This window comes from Enterobacter cloacae complex sp. CDL013, assembly GCF_049238805.1.
GTDB lineage: Bacteria > Pseudomonadota > Gammaproteobacteria > Enterobacterales > Enterobacteriaceae > Enterobacter > Enterobacter hormaechei_C.
Window position 1 is genome coordinate 335,877 of the sequence record NZ_JBMKGT010000001.1, and the last position, 24,423, is coordinate 360,299.

General features: G+C 58.2%; 23 protein-coding genes and 1 other RNA gene. 19 read left to right on the forward strand and 5 right to left on the reverse strand.

Going from position 1 to position 24,423, the window contains the following annotated elements:
- The first annotated feature begins 12 nt into the window (after positions 1-12).
- The 10 genes from ACOTXD_RS01625 (at position 13) to ACOTXD_RS01670 (ending at position 10,284) form a co-directional block, all read left to right on the forward strand.
- Complete coding sequence (locus ACOTXD_RS01625; RefSeq protein WP_003860053.1) at positions 13-801, forward strand: IclR family transcriptional regulator; 789 nt, start codon at positions 13-15, stop codon at positions 799-801.
- A 78-nt stretch (positions 802-879) separates the two neighbouring features.
- Positions 880-1,806 carry a VOC family protein gene (locus ACOTXD_RS01630; protein ID WP_003860055.1) on the forward strand — a complete coding sequence of 309 codons (927 nt, stop codon included), beginning with the start codon at positions 880-882 and terminating at the stop codon, positions 1,804-1,806.
- Positions 1,803-2,990: an NAD(P)/FAD-dependent oxidoreductase gene (locus tag ACOTXD_RS01635; protein WP_061856839.1), complete on the forward strand. Its 1,188-nt coding sequence runs from the start codon at positions 1,803-1,805 to the stop codon at positions 2,988-2,990. Before ACOTXD_RS01630 ends, ACOTXD_RS01635 begins: the two co-directional genes overlap by 4 nt.
- A gap of 25 nt (positions 2,991-3,015) precedes the next feature.
- Complete coding sequence (locus tag ACOTXD_RS01640) at positions 3,016-4,272, forward strand: MFS transporter (protein WP_421766360.1); 1,257 nt, start codon at positions 3,016-3,018, stop codon at positions 4,270-4,272.
- Positions 4,273-4,282: 10 nt separating this feature from the next.
- On the forward strand, positions 4,283-4,813 hold the full coding sequence (locus ACOTXD_RS01645; protein ID WP_003860061.1) for a cupin domain-containing protein: 531 nt from the start codon (positions 4,283-4,285) through the stop codon (positions 4,811-4,813).
- A gap of 9 nt (positions 4,814-4,822) precedes the next feature.
- Complete coding sequence (locus tag ACOTXD_RS01650; protein ID WP_032610096.1) at positions 4,823-5,593, forward strand: alpha/beta fold hydrolase; 771 nt, start codon at positions 4,823-4,825, stop codon at positions 5,591-5,593.
- On the forward strand, positions 5,577-6,371 hold the full coding sequence (locus ACOTXD_RS01655; RefSeq protein WP_022651822.1) for an SDR family oxidoreductase: 795 nt from the start codon (positions 5,577-5,579) through the stop codon (positions 6,369-6,371). The genes ACOTXD_RS01650 and ACOTXD_RS01655 overlap by 17 nt, the downstream gene beginning before the upstream one ends.
- A 9-nt stretch (positions 6,372-6,380) precedes the next feature.
- Positions 6,381-7,151 (forward strand): aspartate dehydrogenase, encoded by a 771-nt coding sequence (locus tag ACOTXD_RS01660; protein ID WP_023314812.1) that lies wholly within the window; start codon positions 6,381-6,383, stop codon positions 7,149-7,151.
- 9 nt (positions 7,152-7,160) lie between these two features.
- The gene (locus ACOTXD_RS01665; protein ID WP_022651820.1) at positions 7,161-8,630 is read left to right on the forward strand and encodes an aldehyde dehydrogenase; all 1,470 of its coding nucleotides are present in this window, start codon (positions 7,161-7,163) and stop codon (positions 8,628-8,630) included.
- 13 nt (positions 8,631-8,643) lie between these two features.
- Positions 8,644-10,284 (forward strand): thiamine pyrophosphate-binding protein, encoded by a 1,641-nt coding sequence (locus tag ACOTXD_RS01670; protein WP_022651819.1) that lies wholly within the window; start codon positions 8,644-8,646, stop codon positions 10,282-10,284.
- A 45-nt stretch (positions 10,285-10,329) separates the two neighbouring features.
- On the opposite strand, the gene ACOTXD_RS01675 is transcribed toward ACOTXD_RS01670, so the two are convergent.
- A complete protein-coding gene (locus ACOTXD_RS01675; RefSeq protein ID WP_003860073.1) occupies positions 10,330-11,088 on the reverse strand; it encodes a M48 family metallopeptidase in 759 nt (252 codons plus the stop codon).
- A gap of 272 nt (positions 11,089-11,360) precedes the next feature.
- Here ACOTXD_RS01675 and tkt point away from each other — a divergent pair, with 272 nt between their 5' ends.
- From tkt to ACOTXD_RS01710, 7 genes are all read left to right on the forward strand, one after another.
- Complete coding sequence (tkt, locus tag ACOTXD_RS01680; RefSeq protein ID WP_003860074.1) at positions 11,361-13,352, forward strand: transketolase; 1,992 nt, start codon at positions 11,361-11,363, stop codon at positions 13,350-13,352.
- Positions 13,353-13,689: 337 nt separating this feature from the next.
- Positions 13,690-14,709, forward strand: coding sequence for an erythrose-4-phosphate dehydrogenase (gene epd, locus ACOTXD_RS01685; protein WP_003860076.1), 1,020 nt, complete (start codon positions 13,690-13,692; stop codon positions 14,707-14,709).
- Between the two features lie 49 nt (positions 14,710-14,758).
- A complete protein-coding gene (pgk, locus tag ACOTXD_RS01690) occupies positions 14,759-15,922 on the forward strand; it encodes a phosphoglycerate kinase (RefSeq protein WP_003860077.1) in 1,164 nt (387 codons plus the stop codon).
- A gap of 92 nt (positions 15,923-16,014) precedes the next feature.
- The gene (fbaA, locus tag ACOTXD_RS01695) at positions 16,015-17,094 is read left to right on the forward strand and encodes a class II fructose-bisphosphate aldolase (protein WP_003860079.1); all 1,080 of its coding nucleotides are present in this window, start codon (positions 16,015-16,017) and stop codon (positions 17,092-17,094) included.
- Between the two features lie 187 nt (positions 17,095-17,281).
- On the forward strand, positions 17,282-18,136 hold the full coding sequence (locus ACOTXD_RS01700; RefSeq protein ID WP_022651818.1) for a small-conductance mechanosensitive channel MscS: 855 nt from the start codon (positions 17,282-17,284) through the stop codon (positions 18,134-18,136).
- 145 nt (positions 18,137-18,281) lie between these two features.
- A complete protein-coding gene (argO, locus tag ACOTXD_RS01705) occupies positions 18,282-18,917 on the forward strand; it encodes an arginine exporter ArgO (protein WP_039269094.1) in 636 nt (211 codons plus the stop codon).
- 92 nt (positions 18,918-19,009) lie between these two features.
- Positions 19,010-19,750 carry an oxidative stress defense protein gene (locus ACOTXD_RS01710; protein WP_061856840.1) on the forward strand — a complete coding sequence of 247 codons (741 nt, stop codon included), beginning with the start codon at positions 19,010-19,012 and terminating at the stop codon, positions 19,748-19,750.
- A 48-nt stretch (positions 19,751-19,798) separates the two neighbouring features.
- Here ACOTXD_RS01710 and argP read toward each other — a convergent pair whose 3' ends face one another.
- Positions 19,799-20,692 carry a DNA-binding transcriptional regulator ArgP gene (argP, locus tag ACOTXD_RS01715; protein ID WP_003860089.1) on the reverse strand — a complete coding sequence of 298 codons (894 nt, stop codon included), beginning with the start codon at positions 20,690-20,692 and terminating at the stop codon, positions 19,799-19,801.
- 127 nt (positions 20,693-20,819) lie between these two features.
- Between argP and rpiA the strand changes: the two genes are divergently transcribed.
- Positions 20,820-21,479 carry a ribose-5-phosphate isomerase RpiA gene (gene rpiA, locus ACOTXD_RS01720; protein WP_003860091.1) on the forward strand — a complete coding sequence of 220 codons (660 nt, stop codon included), beginning with the start codon at positions 20,820-20,822 and terminating at the stop codon, positions 21,477-21,479.
- Between the two features lie 266 nt (positions 21,480-21,745).
- Positions 21,746-22,978, forward strand: coding sequence for a phosphoglycerate dehydrogenase (serA, locus tag ACOTXD_RS01725; protein ID WP_023314806.1), 1,233 nt, complete (start codon positions 21,746-21,748; stop codon positions 22,976-22,978).
- A 102-nt stretch (positions 22,979-23,080) separates the two neighbouring features.
- On the opposite strand, the gene ACOTXD_RS01730 is transcribed toward serA, so the two are convergent.
- From ACOTXD_RS01730 to zapA, 3 genes are all read right to left on the reverse strand, one after another.
- Complete coding sequence (locus tag ACOTXD_RS01730; protein ID WP_061856841.1) at positions 23,081-23,677, reverse strand: 5-formyltetrahydrofolate cyclo-ligase; 597 nt, start codon at positions 23,675-23,677, stop codon at positions 23,081-23,083.
- Positions 23,678-23,701: 24 nt separating this feature from the next.
- A non-coding RNA gene (ssrS, locus tag ACOTXD_RS01735) (6S RNA) lies at positions 23,702-23,885 on the reverse strand.
- Between the two features lie 41 nt (positions 23,886-23,926).
- On the reverse strand, positions 23,927-24,256 hold the full coding sequence (gene zapA / locus ACOTXD_RS01740) for a cell division protein ZapA (RefSeq protein ID WP_003860096.1): 330 nt from the start codon (positions 24,254-24,256) through the stop codon (positions 23,927-23,929).
- Positions 24,257-24,423: the final 167 nt, after the last annotated feature.

A 24,423-nucleotide genomic window follows, 5' to 3' on the forward strand; every position in this document is an offset into this window, starting at 1 on the left:
GGTAGGGCGATGATGGCAAACGATCAGGAAGTGAAGTATCTGGTGCCGGGGCTGGAGCGCGGTTTACAGCTGCTGTTGGCCTTTGGCGAGCAGCATCGCGATCTGACTTTTGCCGAGCTGCACCGGCTGGTGGATATGCCGAAGGCGACCGCCTATCGCGTGGTGCAGACGCTGGAGTACATGGGCTTTCTGGAGCGCAACACGCGCACCAATACCTTTTCGCTGGGCATGAACGTGCTGCGTCTTGGCTTTGAGTACATCGCCTCGCTGGACGTGGCGCAGGTCGGCCAGCCGGTGATCGAGCAACTGCGCGACGTGAGCCAGTGCAGCAGCCATCTGGCGATCCGCGACGGGCGCGACATTATATACATCGCCCGCGTCAGCGCCGCCGGGTCGCGTATCAACCAGGTCAGCATTGGTACCCGTCTGCCGGTGCACTGTACCTCGCTGGGCCGCATGCTGTTGACCGATATTTCCCGCGCTGATTTCGAACAGCTGTTCCCGCATGAGCGTCTGCCGGGCAACACGCCGGGGCAGCTTCACGACCGTGAAGCCCTGTGGCAGATGGTGCAGCAGGACAAAGCCCGCGGGTATGTCATCGGCGAATCCTTCTTCCGCCACGGCATCTCTTCCATCGTCTACCCGGTGTATGACCGAAGCGGCCGCGTGGCGGCGGTAGTCAGCATTCTGGTGCCGTCGGAGGAGATCCCGCAGAGCGACCGCGAGCGCCTGCAAAACGAGGTTCGCCTTGCGGCGGATAAAATTTCTGGCTTCTTAGGGTATCTATCACAGGCCAGTTAAATCAGTGAGTTAACGCCAGGCGCTTGACTGCGTCGGGCATGTTTTACGCCCAATCTGGGCCAGATGAGGCAACGAACGATGAGTGTAACCGGAATTGAAAAGCTGGAATTTGGTGTGGAAGACCTGACGCACTGCGCCAAATTTATGCGTGATTTTGGCCTGACGGGCGATGCCAGCGGCCAGCGTTTCACCACCCTGAGCGGCGCGCGCGTGGAGCTTAACCCGATCGACAGCCCCGACCTGCCGCCCGCGTTTGAAGCGGGCAACACCCTGCGCCGCATGACCTGGGCGGTTGCCGCACAGTCCGATCTCGACGCGCTGCGCCCGAAGCTGGCGCAGCAGCCCGGCTTTCGCGAAGTGGGCGACGCGCTGGAATGCCTCGATCCGAACGGCATGACGCTGCGCGTGCAGGTGACCCAGCAGACCGACGTGGAGCTTAACGTGGAGCCAATAAACCAGTGGGGCGACGCCCGCCGTATCGACACGCCCAGCCCGGTTTACGATCGCGCCCAGCCGATCAACGTGGGGCATGTGGTGTTCTTCGTGGAGGAGCTGGCGGCGGTGGAAAAATTCTACCGCGAGGTGCTCGGCTTCCAGGTCTCGGATCGCTATATCAACCGCGCCGTGTTCCTGCGCTGCGGCGTGCGTGGCGGCCATCACAACCTGTTCCTGCTGCAACTGCCGAACCGCAAGCGCGGCCTTAACCACGTGGCCTTCACCGTGCGCGATATCCACGAGGTGATCGGCGGCGGTATCGCGATGAATAAACATGACTGGAGCACCTTTATCGGACCGGGACGTCATCCGGTGTCGTCGGCGTACTTCTGGTACGTCAACAGCCCGACCGGCGGCGCGTTTGAGTATTACACCAACGATGATTACCTGACGGAAAACTGGCAGCCGCGCGAGCTGGAGCATTCCCTGGTCTCCTTCACCGAGTGGGCGGTGGAAGGCGGGATTGACCACGACACGCGCCGTCAGCAGAAAAAGCCGGAGGCGGTATGACATCGCGCATTGTCATTATCGGCGGCGGCCAGTCAGGCGGCTGGGCGGCGAAAACCCTGCGTGACGAGGGCTTCGACGGCGAGATTTGCGTGGTAGCGGAAGAGGAATGGGATTTCTACGAGCGGCCGCCGCTGTCAAAAGCGTCTCTGCTGGAACCGGACGCGGCGCTCCCAAGGCTGTTTACCGACGAGGTGCAGCAGGCGCTGAACCTGACCTGGTACCGACCGCTGCTCGCTGAATCTGTCGATCGCGATGAAAAAAAAGTCCTTCTTAGCAACGGCGAGCAGCTTAGTTACAACATCCTTTTAATCGCTACCGGCGGTCGGGCGCGCCTGCCTTCGCAGGCGTGGGCCAGCCATCCGCAGGTCTATACCCTGCGCCACTGGCAGGACGCGCAGCGCCTGAAAAGTCGCCTGATGGAAAGTCACAAACTCGCGATTATCGGCGGCGGCTGGATTGGCCTTGAGATTGCCGCTTCCGCGCGGAAAAGCTGCGTGGCGGTCACGCTGTTCGAGCAGCAGCCTGCGCTGTGCATGCGCTCGGTGAGCGGCGAGGTGTCGCAGCGCCTGGAGGCCATCCACCGCGAGCAGGGGGTGGAGATCCGTACCGGCTGCGGCGCGCTGGAGCTGGAGGACGACGGCGGCCTGCCGGTCGTCCACTGCGACGGCAACCGTGAAACCTTTGATGCAGTGGTGGTGGGGATCGGCGTCGATCTCAATCTGGAGCTGGCGCGTGACGCGGGGCTGAAAACCGGGCGCGGGATCGTGGTGGATGCCCAGGGACGCACCTCGGATCCGTTCATCTTTGCCGCAGGAGATGTCGCCCAGCACCATCACTACGGCTTGTGCATCCAGTCCTGGGCCTTCGCCCAGAATCAGGCGGTGGCAACGGCGAAAGCGATGCTCAATCCCGATGCGCCAGGTTATGACGACGCGCCGTGGCTGTGGTCGGATCAATACCAGCACAACATTCAGATCCTCGGCATTCCGCAGGCAGGCTGCCGAACGATAGTACGTGAAGAGGCGCTGTACTTCTCGCTGGACGACAACGGGCGGCTGACGCAGCTGGTGGCGTTCAACGATGCGCGCACCGTCAAGCTGGCGAAGCGCTGGATGGCGGCAGGGCGGGATCTGTCGGACGTACCGCTTGCCGACCCGACATTTTCACTGATGTCACTGCGATAGCTAACCCGCACCCGTAGGGGGAGAAATGACCACACTAGAGACTAACACCGCGCCGGTTGAGGCGAGCGGTGAGGGGACCCGCACGCCCGAAAAAGCGGTGTGCTGGGCCATCCCGCTGTCGCTGCTGGCCTGCGTGCTGCTGGCCTTTTTCGACAAAATCAGCATCGCGGCGCTCTTTTCGGATACCCATTTCCAGCAGGCGATGGGCATTGATTTCGACACCACGCGCCTCGGCATTCTGATGAGCGCTTTCCTGCTGAGCTATGGCTTCTCATCGGTGTTTTTAAGCGGTTTAGGCGACAAAATCGCGCCGCTGCGCCTGCTCACCGGGATGATGGCAGTGTGGTGCGTGCTGATGGTGGCGATGGGCTTTACCCATAACTACACGCTGATGATCGTCCTGCGTATTCTGCTGGGCGTGGCGGAAGGACCGCTGTTCCCGCTGGCCTTCGCCATTGTACGCCACAACTTCCCGCAGCATTTGCAGGCGCGCGCCACCATGCTGTGGCTGCTGGGCACCCCGGTGGGCGCGGCGATTGGTTTCCCGCTCTCCCTCTGGCTGCTAAACACCTTTGGCTGGCAGAGCACTTTCTTTGTGATGGCCATGCTTACCGTGCCGGTGCTTATCTTTGTGCGCATTGGTCTGCGCGGTATCCGCCTGGAGGCAAAACCCGGCACCTCGCAGGCGTCCCGGGACGAGCGGCGCGCGGCGCGGCGTGAGCTGTTTGTCAGCCCGCACTTCTGGATCATCTGCATCTTTAACATCGCTTTCCTGACCTACCTGTGGGGCATCAACGGCTGGTTGCCTGGCTACTTAATTAAGGGCAAAGGCATCCACCTGGAGCATGCGGGCTGGCTGTCGTCGATGCCGTTCATCGCCATGCTGGCAGGGGAAGTGATTGGCGCGTGGCTGTCTGACCGGGTCGATAAGCGCGCGGCGGCCTGCTTTATCTCGATGGCGGGGGCGGCCGTCGGGCTGGCGGCGGTGATGCACCTCGACACCCCGCTTGCCATCATCGCGGCGATGAGCTTCAGCACCTTTATGTGGGGCACCGGCGCGCCCAACATTTTCGCCCTGCTGGCGAAGGCCACCCATCCCCGGGTGAGCGCCACGGCGGGCGGTATCTTCAACGGGCTGGGAAACTTTGCGGGCGCGCTGTCGCCGGCGGTGATGGGCGCGCTTATCGCCTTTACCCACAGCATGGATTCCGGGCTGATTTTTCTGGCGGTGATGGCGGCGGTGGGCTGCGTCCTGTTACTGCCGCTGCTGAGACGTTACTGAGGAGAGTGTCATGACTGATTCAATCGTAACCAACAAAACAGGCATCAAACCTGACCATCTGACGATGGAAGAGTGGGTCGAGTCGCGCATCGCGCGCTTCGAAGGCCGTAAATACGACTGGAACGCGCTGAAGTTCCAGGCCGATTTTGATCCGAAATATCGCCGGGCGCAGATGCGCTACATCGGCACCGGCGCAACCGGCGTGGCGAACGACACCAACACCGTGCAGGCGGACCATTTTACCTTCTCCACCATGGTGCTGCCGTCGAAGTGCGAAGGACCGCTGCACCTGCACGACGACGTGGAAGAGGTGTTCTTCATGCTCAAGGGGCAGATCACGCTGATGATCCAGGACGGCGACAACTACACCGAAACCGTGCTGCGCGAGCGTGACCTGATCTCCGTTCCGCCGGGCATCTATCGCGGCCTGTTTAACCACGGCGAAGAAGAAGCGCTGATGTGCGTCATGCTGGGGACCAATAAGCCGGAAATCCCGACCTATCCGTCCGACCATCCGCTTTCCAAAGTGAAGCGGAACTAAGGGGGCATGATGACGGGTTTTCGTGAACAGGGAAGCGGCATTCCGCTGATGCTGCTGCACGGGATCAGCTCCGGCGCCGCCTCCTGGCACAAGCAGATGGCGCTGAACGGTTTTCGCGTGCTGGCGTGGGACATGCCGGGCTATGGCGAAAGCCCGATGCTGGCCGTAGCGCGGGCAAACGCGGGGGATTACGCCGACGCGCTGGCGGCCATGCTGGATCGCGCCGGTGTCTGGCAGACAGTGCTGGTCGGCCATTCCCTGGGGGCGCTGGTGGCCAGCGCCTTTGCGGCAAAGTTCCCGGATCGCGTCATTCATCTGGTGCTGGCCGACGCGGCGCAGGGGTACGGCAATGCCGCGCCGGAGCAGCGGGAGCAGGTCTGGCGCAACCGCGAGCAGCAGATGGCGCTGGGGGGCGAAATCCTCGCCCAGACCCGCGCCCCGAAGCTGCTGCGCCCCGGCGCGCGCGCGGAAGATATCGCCACCGTCGCGGCGGGCATGCGGGTGCTGCGCCCGGAAGGCTACCTTGCCGCCTCGTGGATGCTGGCGCATGACGACATCCACGGCTGGCTGAAGCGTTATTCCGGCAGTTTTGAAGTCTGGTGCGGCGAGCAGGATGCCATCACCCAGCCGGAGCTGGTTCAGGGTCTGGCGCTGCGCTACGGCATGCCGTTTATCGCCATTCCGCAGGCCGGGCACGCCAGCTATCTCGATAACGACGCGTTTTTCAACCAACAGCTTTTACGCATTAACGAAGAGGTGCGCGATGAATGCACAAATTGACGGGCGCGTAGCGGTAGTCACCGGCGGTTCTTCCGGCATTGGCTTTGAAACGCTGCGCCTGCTGCTGGGGGAAGGGGCGAAAGTCGCCTTCTGCGGCCGTGACGAGGACCGGCTCGCCAGCGCCCATGCGACGCTGCAAAACGAATTTCCCCACGGGGAGATTTTCGCTTTCCGCTGCGACGTGCTGAATGCCGACGAAGTTCAGGCCTTCGCGGATGCGGTGCAGGCGCGTTTTGGCGCGGCGGATATGCTGATCAACAACGCCGGGCAGGGCTACGTGGCGCACTTCCATGACACGCCGCGCGAGGCGTGGCTGCACGAAGCCGAACTCAAACTGTTCGGGGTGATTAACCCGGTGCAGGCGTTTCAGCCTCTGCTGGAGCAATCGGACATTGCCTCTGTTACCTGCGTCAACTCCCTGCTGGCGCTACAGCCGGAGGAGCACATGATCGCCACCTCCGCCGCTCGTGCCGCGCTGCTGAACATGACGCTGACGCTCTCGAAAGAGCTGGTGGGCAAGGGCATTCGCGTCAATTCCATACTGCTCGGCATGGTGGAATCCGGTCAGTGGCAGCGCCGCTTTGAACGCCGGGCGGACAAAAGCCAAAGCTGGCCGGAGTGGACGGCGGATATCGCGCGCAAGCGTGGCATTCCAATGGCGCGCCTCGGCAAGCCGCAGGAGCCCGCGCAGGCGCTGCTGTTCCTCGCCTCGCCGCTGGCCTCGTTTACCACCGGCGCGGCGCTGGACGTTTCCGGCGGCTTTTGCCGCCATCTGTAAGGACGCATCATGAAAAAGGTAATGTTAATTGGTTATGGCGCCATGGCGCAGGCGGTGATTGAGCGCCTGCCCGCCGGCGTGGCTATCGGCTGGATCGTGGCGCGCGCGTCTCACCATCCCGCCATTCACGACCAGTTTGGCAATGCGGTCGAGGCGCTGACGTCGCCGATGGCGTGCGCACAAACGCCGGATCTGGTGCTGGAATGCGCCAGCCAGCAGGCGGTGGCCCAGTACGGGGAAGAGATCCTGCGTCGCGGCTGGCATCTGGCCATCATTTCCACCGGCGCGCTGGCGGACAGCGCGCTGGAGCAGCGTCTGCTCGCCGCGGGCGGAAAACTGACCCTGCTTTCCGGTGCGGTGGCCGGTATCGACGGGCTGGCGGCGGCGAAAGAGGGCGGGCTTGAGCGCGTCACCTATCAGTCGCGCAAAAGCCCGGCCAGCTGGCGCGGCAGCTATGCCGAGCAGCTTATCGATCTGAATGCGGTGTCAGAGGCAAAGGTTTTCTTCGAGGGCAGCGCCCGCGAGGCGGCGCGCCTGTTCCCGGCGAACGCCAACGTGGCGGCGACCGTGGCGCTCGGCGGCGTCGGGATGGACGACACCCGCGTGCAACTGATGGTTGACCCGGCAACGAAACGTAACACCCACACGCTGCATGTCGAAGGATTATTCGGCGAGTTCCATCTGGAGCTGAGCGGACTGCCGCTGGCTTCTAATCCTAAAACCTCCACCCTGGCGGCACTGAGCGCGGTGCGCGCCTGCCGCGAGCTGGCCCTGAGCTGAGGAGTGACGATGGACGATCTGAAGATTTTTATCGGCGGCCAGTGGCGACGCGGCGGCGGCAACCCGATGCAGAGCCACTTTCCGGCAGACGGGTCGATCAACGCGACGCTGAATGCCGCCAGTCTGGATGACCTGGAGGAGGCGGTAGCCGCCGGAGAGCGCGCCTGGCGCGATCCCGCATGGCGTAACAGTCTGCCGCACATGCGCGCGAAGATCCTGCATAACGTTGCCGATCTTATTGAATCCCGCGTCGATGCGCTGGCGCAGATGCAGAGCCGTGATAACGGCAAGCCGCTGGCGGAAGCACGCGGGCTGGTGATGAGCGCGGCGGGAACGGCGCGCTACTTTGCCGCCGCCTGCGAGCTGCTGGAAGGGGAACTTCCGACGCCGCGCCAGCCGGATCTGCTGACGCTGAGCTGCTACGAGCCCCTTGGCGTGGTGGCGGCCATCACGCCGTGGAACTCGCCGATTGCCAGCGAAATGCAGAAGGTCGCACCGGCGATTGCCGCCGGGAACGCGGTGATCCTCAAGCCCGCCGAAGCCACGCCGCTGATGGCGCTGGAGCTGGCGCGGATTTTTGAACAGGCCGGGCTGCCCGCCGGGCTGCTGAGCGTCCTGCCGGGCAAAGGCTCGGTGATTGGCGATGCGCTGGCGCGTCATCCTCGCGTGCGGAAAATTTCCTTTACCGGCGGCACCACCACGGGCCGTCATCTGGCGCACGTGGCGGCGGAAAAACTGATCCCGGCCTCGCTGGAACTGGGCGGCAAATCGCCGACCATCGTGCTGGAGGATGCCGATATCGAACAGGCCGCGCGCGGGATCTGCTACGGCATTTTCAGCTCGGCGGGGCAGGCGTGTATCGCCGGGTCGCGGCTGTTTATCCACGAGAGTATTTACGCCCCGCTGATGGCGAGGCTGCTGGAATTAACACGCGGGCTGCGCGTCGGACATCCGTTTACCGACGGCGTCCATGTAGGACCGCTGATCAACGAAAAACATCGCCAGAGCGTGATCCAGTACGTCGAACTGGCGAAGCGTGAAGGGGGCCGCGTGCTGTGCGGCGGCGAGATCCCCGCCGATCCCGCTCTGGTAAACGGCAGCTTCTTTCTGCCAACCATTATCGAAGGGCTGAGCAACAGCGCCCGCGCCTGTCAGGAAGAGATCTTCGGCCCGGTGCTGGTGGCGATGCCGTTTGGCGATGAAGCCACGCTTATCCACGAGGCGAACGACTCGGTGTACGGCCTGGCGGCGGGGATCTGGACGCGCGATACCGGTCGCGCCCTGCGTCTCAGCGAGCAGCTGGAGGCAGGCACGGTGTGGATCAACACCTACAAGGTTTTTGCGATTTCGACCCCGTTCGGGGGCTTTAAAGAGAGCGGTCTGGGCCGCGAGAAGGGTATCCAGGGGCTGAAAGCCTGGATGCAACAAAAGAGCATTTATCTGGCGACGGGTAACAGCGTCAACCACTGGTGCGACTGAGAAAGGGTGAGCAATGAGCGAAATGATAACCGTCGGCGACGCCATCGCCAGAACGCTGGAGCAGTATCAGGTTGAGGCCATCTACGGCGTCATCTCCATTCACAACCTGCCGATCGCGGATGCGGTTGGGCAGCGGGGCAATATCCGCTTTGTGCCCGCGCGCGGTGAAGCCGGTTCCGTCACCATGGCCGATGCTCACGGGCGCTTTTCCGGCCTCGGCGTGGCGCTGACCAGCACCGGCGCGGGGGCCGGGAACGCGGTAGGCGCGCTGGTGGAAGCCATGAATGCCTGCACGCCGCTGCTGCATTTAACCGGGCAGGTTGAGAAAGCCTGGCTGGACGCCGACACCGGGTTTATCCATGAAACCCGTGACCAGCTGACCTTCCTGAAGGCCAGCTCAAAACGGGCGTACCGCATCAGCAATGCGAATCAGGCGATAGCGATTCTGCATAAAGCCATCCAGGACGCGCAGACCCCGCCGTGCGGACCGGTCTCGGTGGAAATCCCGATTGATATTCAGAGCGCCAAAATTCCGCTGTCGCTGGTAACCGCTCCGATCAAACCGGTATCGGCTCCGGCCGTGGATACCGGAATGGTTGACGCGCTGTGGGCGCAGCTCAAACAGGCGAAACAGCCGCTGCTGTGGCTGGGCGGCGGGGCGCTGGGAAGCGCTGAGGCGGTGAAAAAACTGGCGGATGCGGGCATCACCGTGATTTCCAGCACCCACGCGCGCGGCGTGCTGCCGGACAACCACCGCGCCAGCCTGCGGGCGTTCCACAACTCGCCGTCGGTGGAGGCGCTCATTGCGCAGTGTGATTTTACGTTGGTGGCCGGTTCTCGCCTGCGCAGCAACGAAACCCGATCCTGGACGCTTGAGCTGCCTTCCCCGCGGGTGCAGCTCGATATCGACCCGGCGGCAGCAAGCCGTAACTACCTGATGGATAGCACGTTGATAGCCGATTGTTCCGCGCTGCTTGGCGCGCTGGCTGAAAAAGTGCAGGGCCGCGAGTGGGGCAACGCCCAGTGGGATACGCAGGTACAGCAGGCTGTCGGGCAAGCTGAGCAGGGGCTGCGCGAGCAGTGCGGCGCCTATGCGAAGCTTAACGACGCCATTGAGAAAGCCCTGCCGAAAGACGGCCTGCTGGTGCGCGATATCACCGTGTCCGGCAGCCTGTGGGGTAGCCGCCTGTTCAGGGCTAACGGTCCGCTGATGAATATTCACTCCCTCGCCGGGGCGATTGGCATGGGCCTGCCGATGGCTATCGGCACCGCGATTGCCAACCCACAGCGCAAGGTGGTGGGGCTGGTGGGCGACGGCGGCCTGAGCCTCAATTTAGGCGAACTGGCGACGCTGGCGCAGGAGAAAGCCAACGTGACGCTGCTGATCATGAACGACGGGGGCTACGGCGTAATGCGTGGTATTCAGGATAAATATTTTGGCGGGCGTCAGTATTATAACGCGCTGCATACGCCGGATTTTACCCTGCTGGCGCAGGCGATTGGTCTACAGGCCTGGAGCGTTGAGCAGGCCGAGGATTTTGACGCGGTGATGATGGAAGCGCTGGCGATGCCGGGGCCGTCGGTGGTAGAGGTGCGGATGGGGCAGATTGGCGCCCTTAAGTTTGCCGGGCCGCCACAGAAAACGCTGTACTGATTGAGTCTTGTTGCCCGGTAGCGCGGCGCGCACCGGGCCGGAGTATTATTTAATACCGTCTGCCGCCATGCGGTCACGGATATGCTGCGCGCGTTCAACGGAGGCCGGGTGATCGTCAAACATGGAGCTTTGACGGCCTTCCTCCAGTTTCGCCAGTTTTTCGAAGCTGGTGGCTAAACCTGATGGGTTGATGCCGCGCTTGCGCAACAGATCGTAAGAATAGTCATCCGCTTCCGACTCCTGACGCTGGGAGAACTGGGAGTTAACCAGTTTCTCACCCACGTCGCCCAGCTGCGACTGGGACAGGCTGCCGACAATGCCGCCCGCAGAGGCCGCCGCTGCACGCACGGCATTGGTGCCCAGCGCAACCTGCATCCCTTTCTTCACGTGACCCAGAGCAACGTGACCCATTTCATGGCCGATCACCGCTTCCACTTCGTTGTCGGTCATCATGTCCATCAGGCCGCTGTATACGCGGATACAGCCGTTAGCCATCGCGAAGGCGTTCACGTCTTTCGCCATATACACCTTGTAGTTCACCGGCTGACCGTTAATGTTGTCGCCCAGCGCGGAAGCAATCTTGTTCAGACGCTGCGTGTAGGTGCTGTTTGCCGGGGCAAGCGTAGCTTTTCCATCCATATCCTTACAGGCCTCGTCGCTCAGCGCTTTCACCTGCGCATCGCTCAGTGAGTAGGCCTGAAAAGCTTCTGCGCCTGAGGTCATCAGGCCGTTAGAATCCATATTCTGACAGCCGCTTAGCAGGAGCGTTGTTCCCACAGCCAGCCCGATTGCACGCATTTTCATGATGTTGCTTCCGTACTCGTTAATCTGAATTAATTCCGAAAAATGCACCGTCAACGAAGCCGGTGTCGGGCTAAGTATAAGGAATATCTACAGGGGCGGGCGAGCAGATTGCGCAACATGCGAGCATGATCCAGAGATTTCTTAAGCAGCAAAAGAATGCTCCATGTACATGCCCTGCGGCTTGGGTTACATTGTTGGCACTTTTTTCCGGCGTAGCCCAAAACGCGCTGTCGTCAAGGGCATGGCCTTTAACAGTCCGATCTGGAGTTAAAATGTCCTCACGTAAAGAGCTTGCTAATGCTATTCGTGCGCTGAGCATGGACGCAGTACAGAAAGCCAAATCCGGCCACCCGGGCGCCCCTATGGGCATGGCTGACATCGCCGAAGTCCTGTGGCGTGATTTCCTGAACCATAACCCGCAGAACCCGGCATGGGCAGACCGCGACCGTTTCGTGCTGTCTAACGGCCACGGCTCTATGCTGATCTACAGCCTGCTGCACCTCACTGGCTACGATCTGCCAATCGAAGAGCTGAAAAACTTCCGTCAGCTGCACTCCAAAACTCCAGGTCATCCGGAAGTAGGCTACACCGCTGGCGTTGAAACCACTACCGGTCCGCTGGGTCAGGGCATCGCTAACGCCGTAGGTATGGCGATTGCAGAGAAGACCCTGGCGGCGCAGTTTAACCGTCCTGGCCACGACATCGTTGACCACTTCACCTACGCCTTCCTGGGCGACGGCTGCATGATGGAAGGCATTTCTCACGAAGTGTGCTCCCTGGCAGGCACCCTGAAGCTGGGTAAACTGGTTGCGTTCTACGACGACAACGGCATTTCCATCGACGGCCACGTTGAAGGCTGGTTCACTGACGACACCGCCGCACGTTTCGAAGCCTACGGCTGGCATGTTGTGCGCGGCGTTGATGGCCACGATGCTGACTCGATTAAACGTGCCGTAGAAGAAGCGCGCGCCGTGACCGACAAACCGTCCCTGCTGATGTGCAAAACCATCATCGGCTTCGGTTCTCCGAACAAAGCGGGCACTCACGACTCCCACGGCGCACCGCTGGGCGACGCGGAAATTGCACTGACCCGTGAAGCGCTGGGCTGGAAACACCCTGCCTTCGAAATCCCGTCTGAAATCTACGCTCAGTGGGATGCGAAAGAAGTGGGTCAGGCGAAAGAAGCGGCCTGGAACGAGAAGTTCGCGGCTTACGCGAAAGCCTTCCCACAGGAAGCGGCTGAGTTCACCCGTCGTATGAAAGGTGACATGCCGTCTGACTTCGACGCCAAAGCGAACGAGTTCATCGCGAAGTTGCAGGCGAACCCAGCCAAGATCGCCAGCCGTAAAGCATCTCAGAATGCGATCGAAGCGTTTGGCCCTCTGCTTCCAGAATTCCTCGGCGGCTCCGCTGACCTGGCGCCATCAAACCTGACCCTGTGGTCCGGATCTAAGCCAATCAACGAAGATACTGCCGGTAACTACATCCATTACGGTGTACGTGAGTTCGGTATGACTGCGATTGCCAACGGTATCGCTCTGCACGGTGGTTTCCTGCCGTACACTTCTACCTTCCTGATGTTTGTGGAATATGCACGTAACGCCGTGCGTATGGCTGCGCTGATGAAACAGCGTCAGGTGATGGTCTACACCCACGACTCCATCGGTCTGGGCGAAGATGGTCCAACTCACCAGCCAGTAGAGCAGGTGGCTTCCCTGCGCGTGACCCCGAACATGAGCACATGGCGTCCATGTGACCAGGTTGAATCTGCGGTGGCGTGGAAATACGGCGTTGAGCGTCAGGACGGTCCAACCGCGCTGATCCTCTCCCGTCAGAACCTGGCGCAGCAGGAGCGTACTCCAGAGCAGCTGGCGAACATCGCACGCGGTGGTTACGTGCTGAAAGATTGCGCGGGCCAGCCTGAGCTGATCTTCATCGCCACCGGTTCAGAAGTTGAACTGGCTGTAGCAGCATGGGAAAAACTGACTGCCGAAGGCGTGAAGGCGCGTGTGGTTTCCATGCCGTCTACCGATGCGTTCGACAAGCAGGATGCCGCGTACCGCGAATCCGTACTGCCTAAAGCGGTCTCCGCTCGCGTGGCAGTGGAAGCGGGTATCGCAGACTACTGGTTCAAATACGTGGGTCTGAACGGCGCTATCGTCGGGATGACCACGTTTGGTGAGTCTGCGCCAGCTGAACAGCTGTTTGAAGAGTTCGGCTTCACCGTTGAAAACGTTGTCGCTAAGGCGAAAGAACTGCTGTAATTGTTTGTCCGGTGCGGGCTGATGCCCTCACCCTGGCTCTCTCCCACGGGGAGAGGGAGAATAAAGTAGGCCGGGTAAGCGCTAACGCGCCACCCGGCTTTTTTGTAAGCATTATTCCACCCAAAATGTGACGCAAGTCATATAGCTCGCTTATTCATCTGGACAGACATTCCTTTTATTCCCCGATTCGCTTATTCTTGCTGAAGCGTTTCAGTCGATTAAATGTTCGACAATTGACCAATCAATCGCAGTTTGTGACAGCAAGGATTCCCCTTCGGGCGTCGCTGGATTACTCTTTCAGCCACCTCAAACTCAGGGATAGCTTTGCAGGAGATCTATGACCGTACGCGTAGCGATTAATGGCTTCGGTCGCATCGGGCGCAACGTGGTTCGTGCTTTATATGAATCCGGGCGTCGTGCGGAAATCACCGTGGTGGCAATCAATGAACTGGCGGATGCTGCGGGCATGGCACATTTGTTGAAATATGACACCAGCCACGGTCGCTTTGCCTGGGATGTTCGCCAGGAAAGGGAACAGCTGTTCGTCGGTGACGATGCCATCCGCGTGCTGCATGAGAACAGTATTGAAGGGCTGCCCTGGCGCGAACTGGGTGTGGATGTGGTGCTGGACTGTACCGGCGTGTACGGTAACCGTGAACATGGCGAAGCGCATCTGAATGCTGGCGCGAAAAAAGTGCTGTTCTCCCATCCCGGCAGTAACGACCTCGACGCCACCGTCGTGTTTGGTGTTAACCAGCACGAGCTGCACGCTGAACACCGCATTGTCTCCAACGCCTCCTGCACCACCAACTGCATTATTCCGGTCATTAAACTGTTAGACGATGCTTATGGCATTGAATCCGGCACCGTGACCACGATTCACTCCGCCATGCACGATCAGCAGGTAATCGACGCCTACCATCCGGATTTACGACGCACTCGCGCGGCGAGCCAGTCAATCATTCCGGTGGATACGAAACTGGCTGCCGGGATCACCCGTATTTTCCCGCAGTTTAACGACCGTTTTGAAGCGATTGCCGTGCGCGTTCCGACGATAAACGTCACCGCAATCGATCTTAGCGTGACGGTGAAAAAACCGGTAAAAGCCTGTGAAGTCAACCTGTTGCTGCAAAAAGCGGCACAGGGAGCATTTCATGGTATAGTTGACTATACGGAATTACCGTTGGTCTCAGTAGATTTTAACCACGACCCGCATAGCGCCATCGTGGATGGCACGCAGACGCGAGTCAGTGGTGCGCACCTCATCAAGACGCTGGTCTGGTGTGATAACGAATGGGGCTTTGCTAACCGAATGCTCGACACCACGTTAGCCATGGCCGCAAAAGGTTTCAGGTAGAGCGCACCTTGCGCTTGCAAAACTTTAAGAATCAACGAGAGGATTCACCATGTCTGTAATTAAGATGACCGATCTGGATCTGGCAGGTAAACGCGTTTTCATCCGTGCCGATCTGAACGTACCGGTTAAAGATGGCAAAGTGACCAGCGACGCGCGTATCCGTGCATCTCTGCCAACCATTGAACTGGCTCTGAAGCAGGGCGCTAAAGTGATGGTCACCTCCCACCTGGGCCGTCCAACTGAAGGCGAGTACAACGAAGAGTTCTCTCTGCTGCCGGTTGTTAATTACCTGAAAGACAAACTGTCCAGCCCGGTTCGCCTGGTGAAAGATTACCTGGACGGCGTAGAAGTTGCTGAAGGTGAGCTGGTTGTTCTGGAAAACGTTCGCTTCAACAAAGGCGAAAAGAAAGACGACGAAACCCTGTCCAAAAAATACGCTGCGCTGTGCGACGTATTCGTGATGGATGCATTCGGTACGGCTCACCGTGCGCAGGCATCTACCCACGGTATCGGTAAATTCGCAGACGTCGCCTGTGCAGGTCCGCTGCTGGCTGACGAACTGGAAGCGCTGGGTAAAGCACTGAAAGAACCTGCTCGTCCAATGGTCGCTATCGTTGGTGGTTCTAAAGTTTCTACCAAACTGACCGTACTGGATTCTCTGTCCAAAATCGCTGACCAGCTGATCGTTGGCGGTGGTATCGCGAACACCTTCGTTGCTGCGCAAGGCCACAACGTGGGTAAATCCCTGTACGAAGCGGATCTGGTTGACGAAGCCAAACGTCTGCTGGGTACCTGTGATATCCCGGTTCCAACTGACGTTCGCGTGGCAACCGAGTTCTCCGAAACTGCTACCGCAACCCTGAAATCTGTTAACGACATCAAAGATGAAGAGCAGATTCTGGACCTGGGCGACGTTTCTGCACAGAAACTGGCTGAAATCCTGAAAAACGCAAAAACTATCCTGTGGAACGGTCCTGTCGGCGTGTTCGAATTCCCGAACTTCCGCAAAGGGACTGAGATCGTGGCTAACGCTATCGCAGACAGCGAAGCGTTCTCTATCGCAGGCGGTGGTGACACCCTGGCAGCTATCGACCTGTTCGGTATCGCTGACAAGATCTCCTACATCTCCACTGGTGGCGGCGCATTCCTCGAATTCGTGGAAGGTAAAGTTCTGCCAGCAGTAGCAATGCTCGAAGAGCGCGCTAAGAAGTAAGCCATTCAGGGGCAGGGAAACCTGCCCAATTTTCAGCGCGCTTATCAGAGCTCGCACCATTTCTAACGGCCGAAGATACAGGACTAAGCAACATGTCTAAAATTTTTGATTTCGTAAAACCTGGCGTTATCACTGGTGATGACGTACAGAAAGTGTTCCAGGTAGCTAAAGAAAACAACTTCGCTCTGCCAGCAGTTAACTGCGTGGGTACCGACTCCATCAACGCCGTACTGGAAACTGCTGCTAAAGTTAAAGCTCCAGTTATCGTTCAGTTCTCTAACGGCGGCGCTGCGTTCATCGCAGGTAAAGGCGTGAAAACTGACATTCCTCAGGGTGCTGCAATCCTGGGCGCTATCTCTGGCGCACATCACGTTCACCAGATGGCTGAGCACTACGGTGTTCCGGTTATCCTGCACACTGACCACTGCGCGAAAAAACTGCTGCCATGGATCGACGGTCTGCTGGACGCAGGTGAAAAACACTTCGCAGCAACCGGTAAGCCACTGTTCTCTTCTCACATGATCGACCTGTCCGAAGAGTCTCTGGAAGAAAACATCGAGATCTGCTCTAAGTACCTGGCGCGTATGTCCAAAATGGGCATGACCCTGGAAATCGAACTGGGTTGCACCGGCGGTGAAGAAGACGGTGTGGACAACAGCCACATGGACGCTTCTGCACTGTACACTCAGCCAGAAGACGTTGATTACGCTTACACCGAGCTGAGCAAAATCAGCCCACGCTTCACTATCGCAGCGTCCTTCGGTAACGTACACGGCGTATACAAACCAGGTAACGTGGTTCTGACCCCGACCATCCTGCGTGATTCTCAGGAATACGTGTCCAAAAAACACAACCTGCCGCACAACAGCCTGAACTTCGTCTTCCACGGCGGTTCCGGTTCTTCTGCTCAGGAAATCAAAGATTCCGTAAGCTACGGCGTAGTGAAAATGAATATCGATACCGACACCCAATGGGCAACCTGGGACGGTATCCTGCAATACTACAAAACCAACGAAGCTTACCTGCAAGGTCAGCTGGGCAACCCGAAAGGCGAAGACCAGCCGAACAAGAAATACTACGATCCACGCGTATGGCTGCGCGCTGCCCAGACTTCTATGATTACTCGTCTGGAGCAGGCATTCAAAGAACTGAACGCGGTTGACGTTCTGTAATTTGAGCTGTTCATAGCGTCAAGAAGGTCCGCATATGCGGGCCTTTTTTTATGCTTTTTCAATATCCTGCAATACCTGATTTTGTGATCTGTTTGGCAAAGCCGGTGCTTTTTGTTTACCCTTTACTGACCTGCCTGTCTCCATGGGGGATGGATTTTGTGTTTTGGTTTAACAAAAGGAAGAATAAATGGAACAACTTGATGTTGTAGACAGCATCAATAACGCGGGTAACTGGCTGGTGCGCAACCAGGCGCTACTGCTGAGCTACGCCGTGAATATTGTTGCCGCTATTGCCATCATCATTGTCGGGATGATCGTGGCGCGTATCGTTTCGAACGCTGTCAACCGGGTGATGGTCGCACGACACATTGATGCCACAGTCGCCGATTTCCTCTCCGCGCTGGTCCGTTACGGCATTATCGCCTTTACGCTGATTGCGGCGCTGGGGCGTGTCGGCGTGCAGACGGCATCCGTCATCGCTGTGCTCGGTGCTGCCGGTCTGGCCATTGGTCTGGCATTGCAGGGTTCGCTGTCTAACCTGGCGGCGGGCGTATTGCTGGTGACCTTCCGTCCGTTCCGTTCCGGTGAGTATGTGGATCTGGGCGGTATTGCCGGTACCGTGTTGCAGGTTCAGATTTTCTCCACGACCCTGCGTACCGTGGATGGTCGCATTGTGGTAGTCCCGAACGGGAAAATCATTGCGGGCAATATCATTAACTTCTCCCGCGAGCCGGTGCGTCGTAACGAGCTGATCATCAGCGTGGCGTACGACTCCGATATCGATCAGGTTAAGTCTCTGATTACCAACATCATTGCTTCAGATGACCGTATTCTGAAGGACCGCGAGCAGACCGTTCGTCTGAATGAGCTGGGCGCGTCATCTATTAATTTTGTGGTGCGCATCTGGAGCAAAAGCAGCGATCTTCAAAACGTTTACTGGGATGTGCTGGAGCGCATCAAGCGTGATTTCGATGCCAACGGCATCAGCTTCCCGTACCCGCAGATGGACGTAAACGTCAAAAAAGTCAAAGAAGCAGAGTAACGTCTCCCGTAGGCCCGGTAAGCGTCAGCGACACCGGGCTTTTCTTTTATTAGCCCAGCTAATCCCCAATTAATATTATCCATTTCCTCTAATGACGTTCCCGCAGTATAGTCTGCCTCCAGGACAACTCTGCGAGAATTACGTCATGTTATCTTATTATTTTCAGGGGCTTGTGTTAGGTGCGGCCATGATCCTTCCCCTTGGTCCACAAAATGCGTTCGTGATGAACCAGGGCATTCGCCGCCAGTATCATCTGATGATTGCCCTGCTGTGTGCGGTGAGCGATCTGCTGCTGATTTGCGCCGGGATTTTTGGCGGCAGCGCCCTGTTGATGCAGTCGCCGTGGCTGCTGGCGCTGGTTACCTGGGGCGGCGTAGCGTTTCTGCTGTGGTACGGGTTTGGTGCCCTGAAAACGGCCATGAGCAGCAATCTTGAGCTGGCGAGCGCCGAAGTGATGAAGCAGGGGCGCTGGAAGATTATCGTCACCATGCTCGCCGTAACGTGGCTTAACCCGCACGTCTACCTTGATACCTTTGTGGTGCTGGGCAGCCTGGGCGGACAGCTGGACGTTGAGCCGAAACGCTGGTTTGCGCTCGGTACGGTCAGCGCCTCCTTCCTCTGGTTCTTTGGTCTTGCGATCCTGGCGGCATGGCTGGCACCACGACTGCGTACCGCCAAAGCGCAGCGCATTATCAATACCCTGGTGGGGCTGGTGATGTGGTTTATTGCCTTCCAGCTGGCGAAAGAGGGCATTCATCACGTACAGGGATTGTTCAACTAAGCGTTGTCTTATGGACATCTGAACAAGACCCGCTAAGCTTGCTGGCATGAGCCCTGTTAACAGGGCACTCTTCGCAACATGGAGGAATGACAGTGAAGTTTAAGGTGATGGCCCTGGCGGCATTAGTAAGTTTAGGTGCGGTGTCGGTGCAGGCGAATGAACTGCCAAACGGCCCGCACATTGTCACTTCAGGCACGGCAAGTGTGGATGCGGTACCCGATGTTGCAACCCTGGCAATTGAAGTGAACGTGTCGGCGAAAGATGCTGCTTCCGCCAAGAAACAGGCAGACGATCGTGTTGCGCAATACCTCTCTTTCCTGGAACAGAACGGTGTCGCGAAAAAAGACATCAGCTCTGCGAACCTGCGTACCCAACCGGATTACGACTACCAGAACGGCAAAAGCATCCTGAAAGGCTATCGCGCCGTGCGTACTGTGGAAGTGACCGTACGCCAGCTTGATAAGCTCAACGGATTGCTGGATGGTGCGCTGAAGGCAGGGCTGAACGAAATTCGTTCCGTCTCGCTGGGCGTTGCGCAACCGGAAAAATATAAAGACGAAGCGCGTAAAGCGGCAATTGATGATGCCATTCATCAGGCGCAGCAGCTGGCATCCGGCTTCAAGAGCAAGCTCGGTCCGGTTTACAGCGTCCGTTACCACGTTTCAAACTACCAGCCAAGCCCGATGGTGCGGATGATGAAGGCGGACGCCGCGCCGGTTTCTGCTCAGGAAACCTACGAGCAGCCAACCATTCAGTTCGACGATCAGGTTGATGTGGTGTTCCAGCTGGAGCCAACTCAAACTCAGCAAACTGAGGCGGCTAAGGCGCAGTAGTTTGCCCTCACCCTAACCCTCTCCCACAGGGAGAGGGAATTCAAGCGATTAATCCTGTCTCAACACCTTATGCCCAAACGCCAGTAGCGCGTCGGTGACGTTGCGCATCATGCGGCTTTCCGGGGCAAAACGGTGCCAGTAGAGCATCCGGCGCTGATACAGCCCCGGGGTTAAATCAATCAGCTCACCACTTTTCAACTCTTTCTCAATCTGCAAATGCGGGATCATGCAGCAGGTCGTGCCCTGACGCGCGAGCTGTACGAAGGCTTCGGACGAGTTAACGATATGACACGGCACGCTGCCCGGCGGCAAATCGAAGTTTTGTTGCAGGAAGGCCTGATGCATATCGTCCAGATGGTCGAACGCGACGGCAGGGGCTTTCAGCAGCGCGGCGCGAGTCACGCCGTTCGGGAAGTAGCGCTCGGCAAAGGCTTTTGAACCGACAAACAGGTAATCCAGCGCGCCCAGCTGATCCACCAGACAGCTTGGCAGCGCCTGCGGCTGAATACTGACCGCCCCAACCACTTCGCCACGGCGCAGGCGTTCCTGAGTGCGGGTCTCGTCTTCAACCTGAAGGTTCAGGCGGATTGGGGAGTCGGCCAGCACCGGCGCAAGGGCCGGCAGCAGCCAGGTTGCCAGACTGTCGGCGTTCACCGCCAGCGACAGCAGCAGCGGCGTGGAGCCGGTTTGTTCATCGCCCAGCCATTCATCTTCCAGCAGTTCAACCTGACGCAGCAGGGCGAGGAGCTTTTGTCCTTGCTCTGTCGGACGCGGCGGTACGGTACGCACCAGCAGCGGCTGCCCGAACATGTTTTCAAGCTGTTTGATACGCTGTGATACGGCGGACTGGGTGATGCACAGCTTTTGCGCCGCGCGCTCAAAACCGCGTTCACGAATAACTGCATCAAGTGCCTGTAGTGTTCTGTAGTCCGGACGTTTCATTGCTCTGGCTGACTCCTTAATTTTGCTTAATCTGCACTATGACACAATTTTCCCTTCATGGCAGACGAAATCCATTCGACGTGTTCTATAATGCGCCCTGAGTTTTCACACCACAGGCAAAACGATCATGACGCAGGATGAACTGAAAAAAGCAGTAGGATGGGCCGCTCTCCAGTACGTACAGCCGGGTACCATTGTCGGTGTTGGTACGGGGTCCACGGCGGCACACTTTATCGATGCGCTGGGCACGATGAAGGGGCAGATCGAGGGTGCGGTTTCCAGCTCCGATGCTTCCACGGAAAAGCTGAAAAGCCTCGGCATCACCGTTTTCGACCTCAACGAAGTGGACCGTCTGGGCATTTACGTTGATGGCGCGGATGAAATCAACGGCCACATGCAGATGATCAAAGGCGGTGGCGCGGCGCTGACCCGCGAAAAAATCATCGCTTCCGTGGCGGATAAGTTCATCTGCATCGCGGACGCCTCCAAGCAGGTCGACATTCTGGGGAATTTCCCGCTGCCGGTCGAAGTGATCCCGATGGCGCGCAGCGCGGTTGCCCGTCAACTTGTGAAGCTGGGCGGTCGTCCGGAATACCGTCAGGGTGTGGTGACCGACAACGGCAACGTGATCCTCGACGTTCACGGCCTTGAGATCCTCGATGCCATTGCGCTGGAAAATGCGATCAACGGCATTCCAGGCGTTGTTACCGTAGGGTTATTTGCCAACCGTGGCGCGGATGTGGCGCTGATCGGCACGGCTGACGGTGTAAAAACCATCGTAAAATGATCTGACGGGGGGAACGCTCCCCCCGCTAAAAAAATTTTGAAAAGCTAAATTCGGTGACTTGTGTCACGTTTTTCCGCCTCTTTTGCCGATCCTTCCACGTTCGTAATTTTCCGCAGCATTTTCCTCTGCCATTTTGCCCTGTATGACTTTTCTTCAGAGTGCCGACGCAAACGTTCATATTGCTGCAATAGTTTTTTTTGATATGTTGGCTGCACGGGATTTATATCCAGCACAACATCAGTTCAGATAAAAACAGGGTCGGGTAAATGGCAAAGGTATCACTGGAGAAAGACAAGATTAAATTCCTGCTGGTTGAAGGCGTGCACCAGAAAGCGCTCGATAGCCTTCGCGCAGCAGGCTACACCAACATCGAATTTCACAAAGGCGCGCTGGACACTGAAGAGCTGAAAGCGTCCATCCGTGATGCCCATTTCATTGGCCTGCGATCCCGTACCCAACTGACTGAAGACGTTATTGCTGCGGCGGAAAAGCTGGTGGCGATTGGCTGTTTCTGCATTGGCACCAACCAGGTTGATCTGAATGCCGCCGCAAAACGCGGTATCCCGGTCTTTAACGCGCCGTTCTCTAACACCCGTTCCGTGGCGGAGCTGGTAATTGGCGAGCTGCTGCTGCTCCTGCGCGGCATTCCGGAGGCTAACGCCAAAGCGCACCGCGGCGTGTGGAATAAGCTGGCTGCGGGCTCCTACGAAGCCCGTGGGAAAAAACTGGGTATCATCGGCTATGGCCACATCGGTACCCAGTTGGGGATTCTGGCGGAATCTCTCGGTATGCATGTCTATTTTTACGATATCGAAAGCAAGCTGCCGTTAGGCAATGCCACCCAGGTTCAACACCTGTCTGACCTGCTGAATATGAGTGACGTGGTAAGCCTGCACGTGCCGGAAAATGCGTCCACCAAAAACATGATGGGCGCAGAAGAGCTGGCGCTGATGAAGCCGGGCTCTCTGCTGATCAACGCCGCGCGTGGCACCGTGGTTGACATTCCTGCACTGTGCGACGCGCTGAAGCGTAAACATCTGGCGGGTGCGGCGATTGACGTGTTCCCGACGGAACCGGCCACCAACAGCGATCCGTTCACCTCTCCGTTGTGCGAGTTCGACAACGTGATCCTGACGCCGCACATCGGCGGTTCTACTCAGGAAGCGCAGGAGAATATCGGCCTGGAAGTGGCGGGTAAACTGAGCAAATATTCCGATAACGGTTCAACGCTCTCTGCGGTGAACTTCCCGGAGGTGTCTCTGCCGCTGCACGGTGGGCGTCGTCTGCTGCACATCCACGAAAACCGTCCTGGCGTGCTGACCGCCATCAACCAGATCTTTGCCGAGCAGGGCGTTAACATTGCTGCGCAGTATCTGCAAACTAACTCGCAGATGGGTTATGTGGTTATTGATATTGAAGCGGATGAAGACATCGCCGAGAAAGCATTGCAGAGCATGAAGGCCATTCCGGGGACGATTCGCGCGCGTCTGCTGTACTGATGGTGCGGTCTGTGATGTCGGGTGGCGCTTACGCTTACCCGACCTACAATGTTCGATGATTTATGTAGGCCGGGTAAGGCGTAGCCGCCACCCGGCTTTATTCTACCAGGTCCAGGTTTTACTGGGCGTCACCACCGCCGGCAACGGCACATCCCATTTCTCTACGGGTAATACCTCCACGCCCTGGCAATCATGCGCATACCCCACCGGCTGCAATCCGAACTGCTGCCAGTTTTGTAGCGTCCTGTCGTAGAACCCCCCGCCCATGCCTAATCGCTGGCCCTGCTCGTCAAACGCCACCAGCGGCGTAATCAGCACATCCAGCCCGGAAAGCGGGAGCACATCGCGCACGTCGAGTTTGGGTTCTGTGATTTTCAGACGATTTACCACCAGCTCGCTGTGCGGATGGTAGTGCAGAAACAGCAGATTGCCTCGGCTAAAGGGATGTAGCACCGGCAGATAAACTTTTTTCCCGGCGCGCCAGAGCTGGTCGATAAGCGGTTGGGTATCCAGCTCACCATCAAACGAGAGAAACAGGGCGACGGTGTTTGCCATCACCACAGGCGGATAGGCCATCATGCGGGCGGCGGCCTGCTGGGCAAAATGTGCCTGTTGCTCGGCGCTTAAGGCGCGACGACGCTGGCGAATAAGCTGACGGATGTCCTGGCGTGAAGCAGAAACTTCAGGGAATTGAGTCATGGTAGTCGGTAGAAGAAAAGAGAGGGAATCTCCGAGATGCCGCCGCAGGCTGTAACCCTTGAACCCTTGGTTCAAGGTGAATGTGTCGTCATAGTTTTAAGGCTTCTCGGACGGACCGAGCGTGCTCACCAACCATGGAGCGCCACATTCTTGTGGTATGAAATATCGGCTCAGGGGACTGGCCCGCTTGCGAACATCTCAGAGAAATTTTGTCTTCACAGTTACTCTACCATAGTCAACTGAGAAGTGTTATTCAAACTTTGGTCCCGGTCTTTCGGGACTGCGACCTTGATCAAGCAATGCCTGTTCTATGGTCTGCTGGAGCATTTTAATGCGCTGCTCCATGCTTGCCGCGTAATCGCGGGTCTTCGCTTTTTCCTGAGTCAGTTCATAGCTGATGTTCAACGCGGCGATGAAAACCAGCTGCTCAGTATTTGTGACTCTAGTGCGTTCTTTTAGATCTTGCAACCGCTGATTCAAATCGTCCGCAGCCTGATTCAAGGCATCCCTTTGTTCAGGCGGACAATTCACTCGCAGTGAACGGCCAAAAATCTGGAGATCGACGGGTTGTGCAGACATGCCACCTTCCTGCTGATTGACTGCGCTGCCTTCGCTTACTGCCCCGGGGGCTGCGAAGGGGCGACACTATAGCTACCCTGATGTGAAGATACAAGCCCTTTTCTGGTATCACCAGGGTCCAAAGTGGTAGCATATCATGAATATCCTCCCTTTGATGACGAATGCGT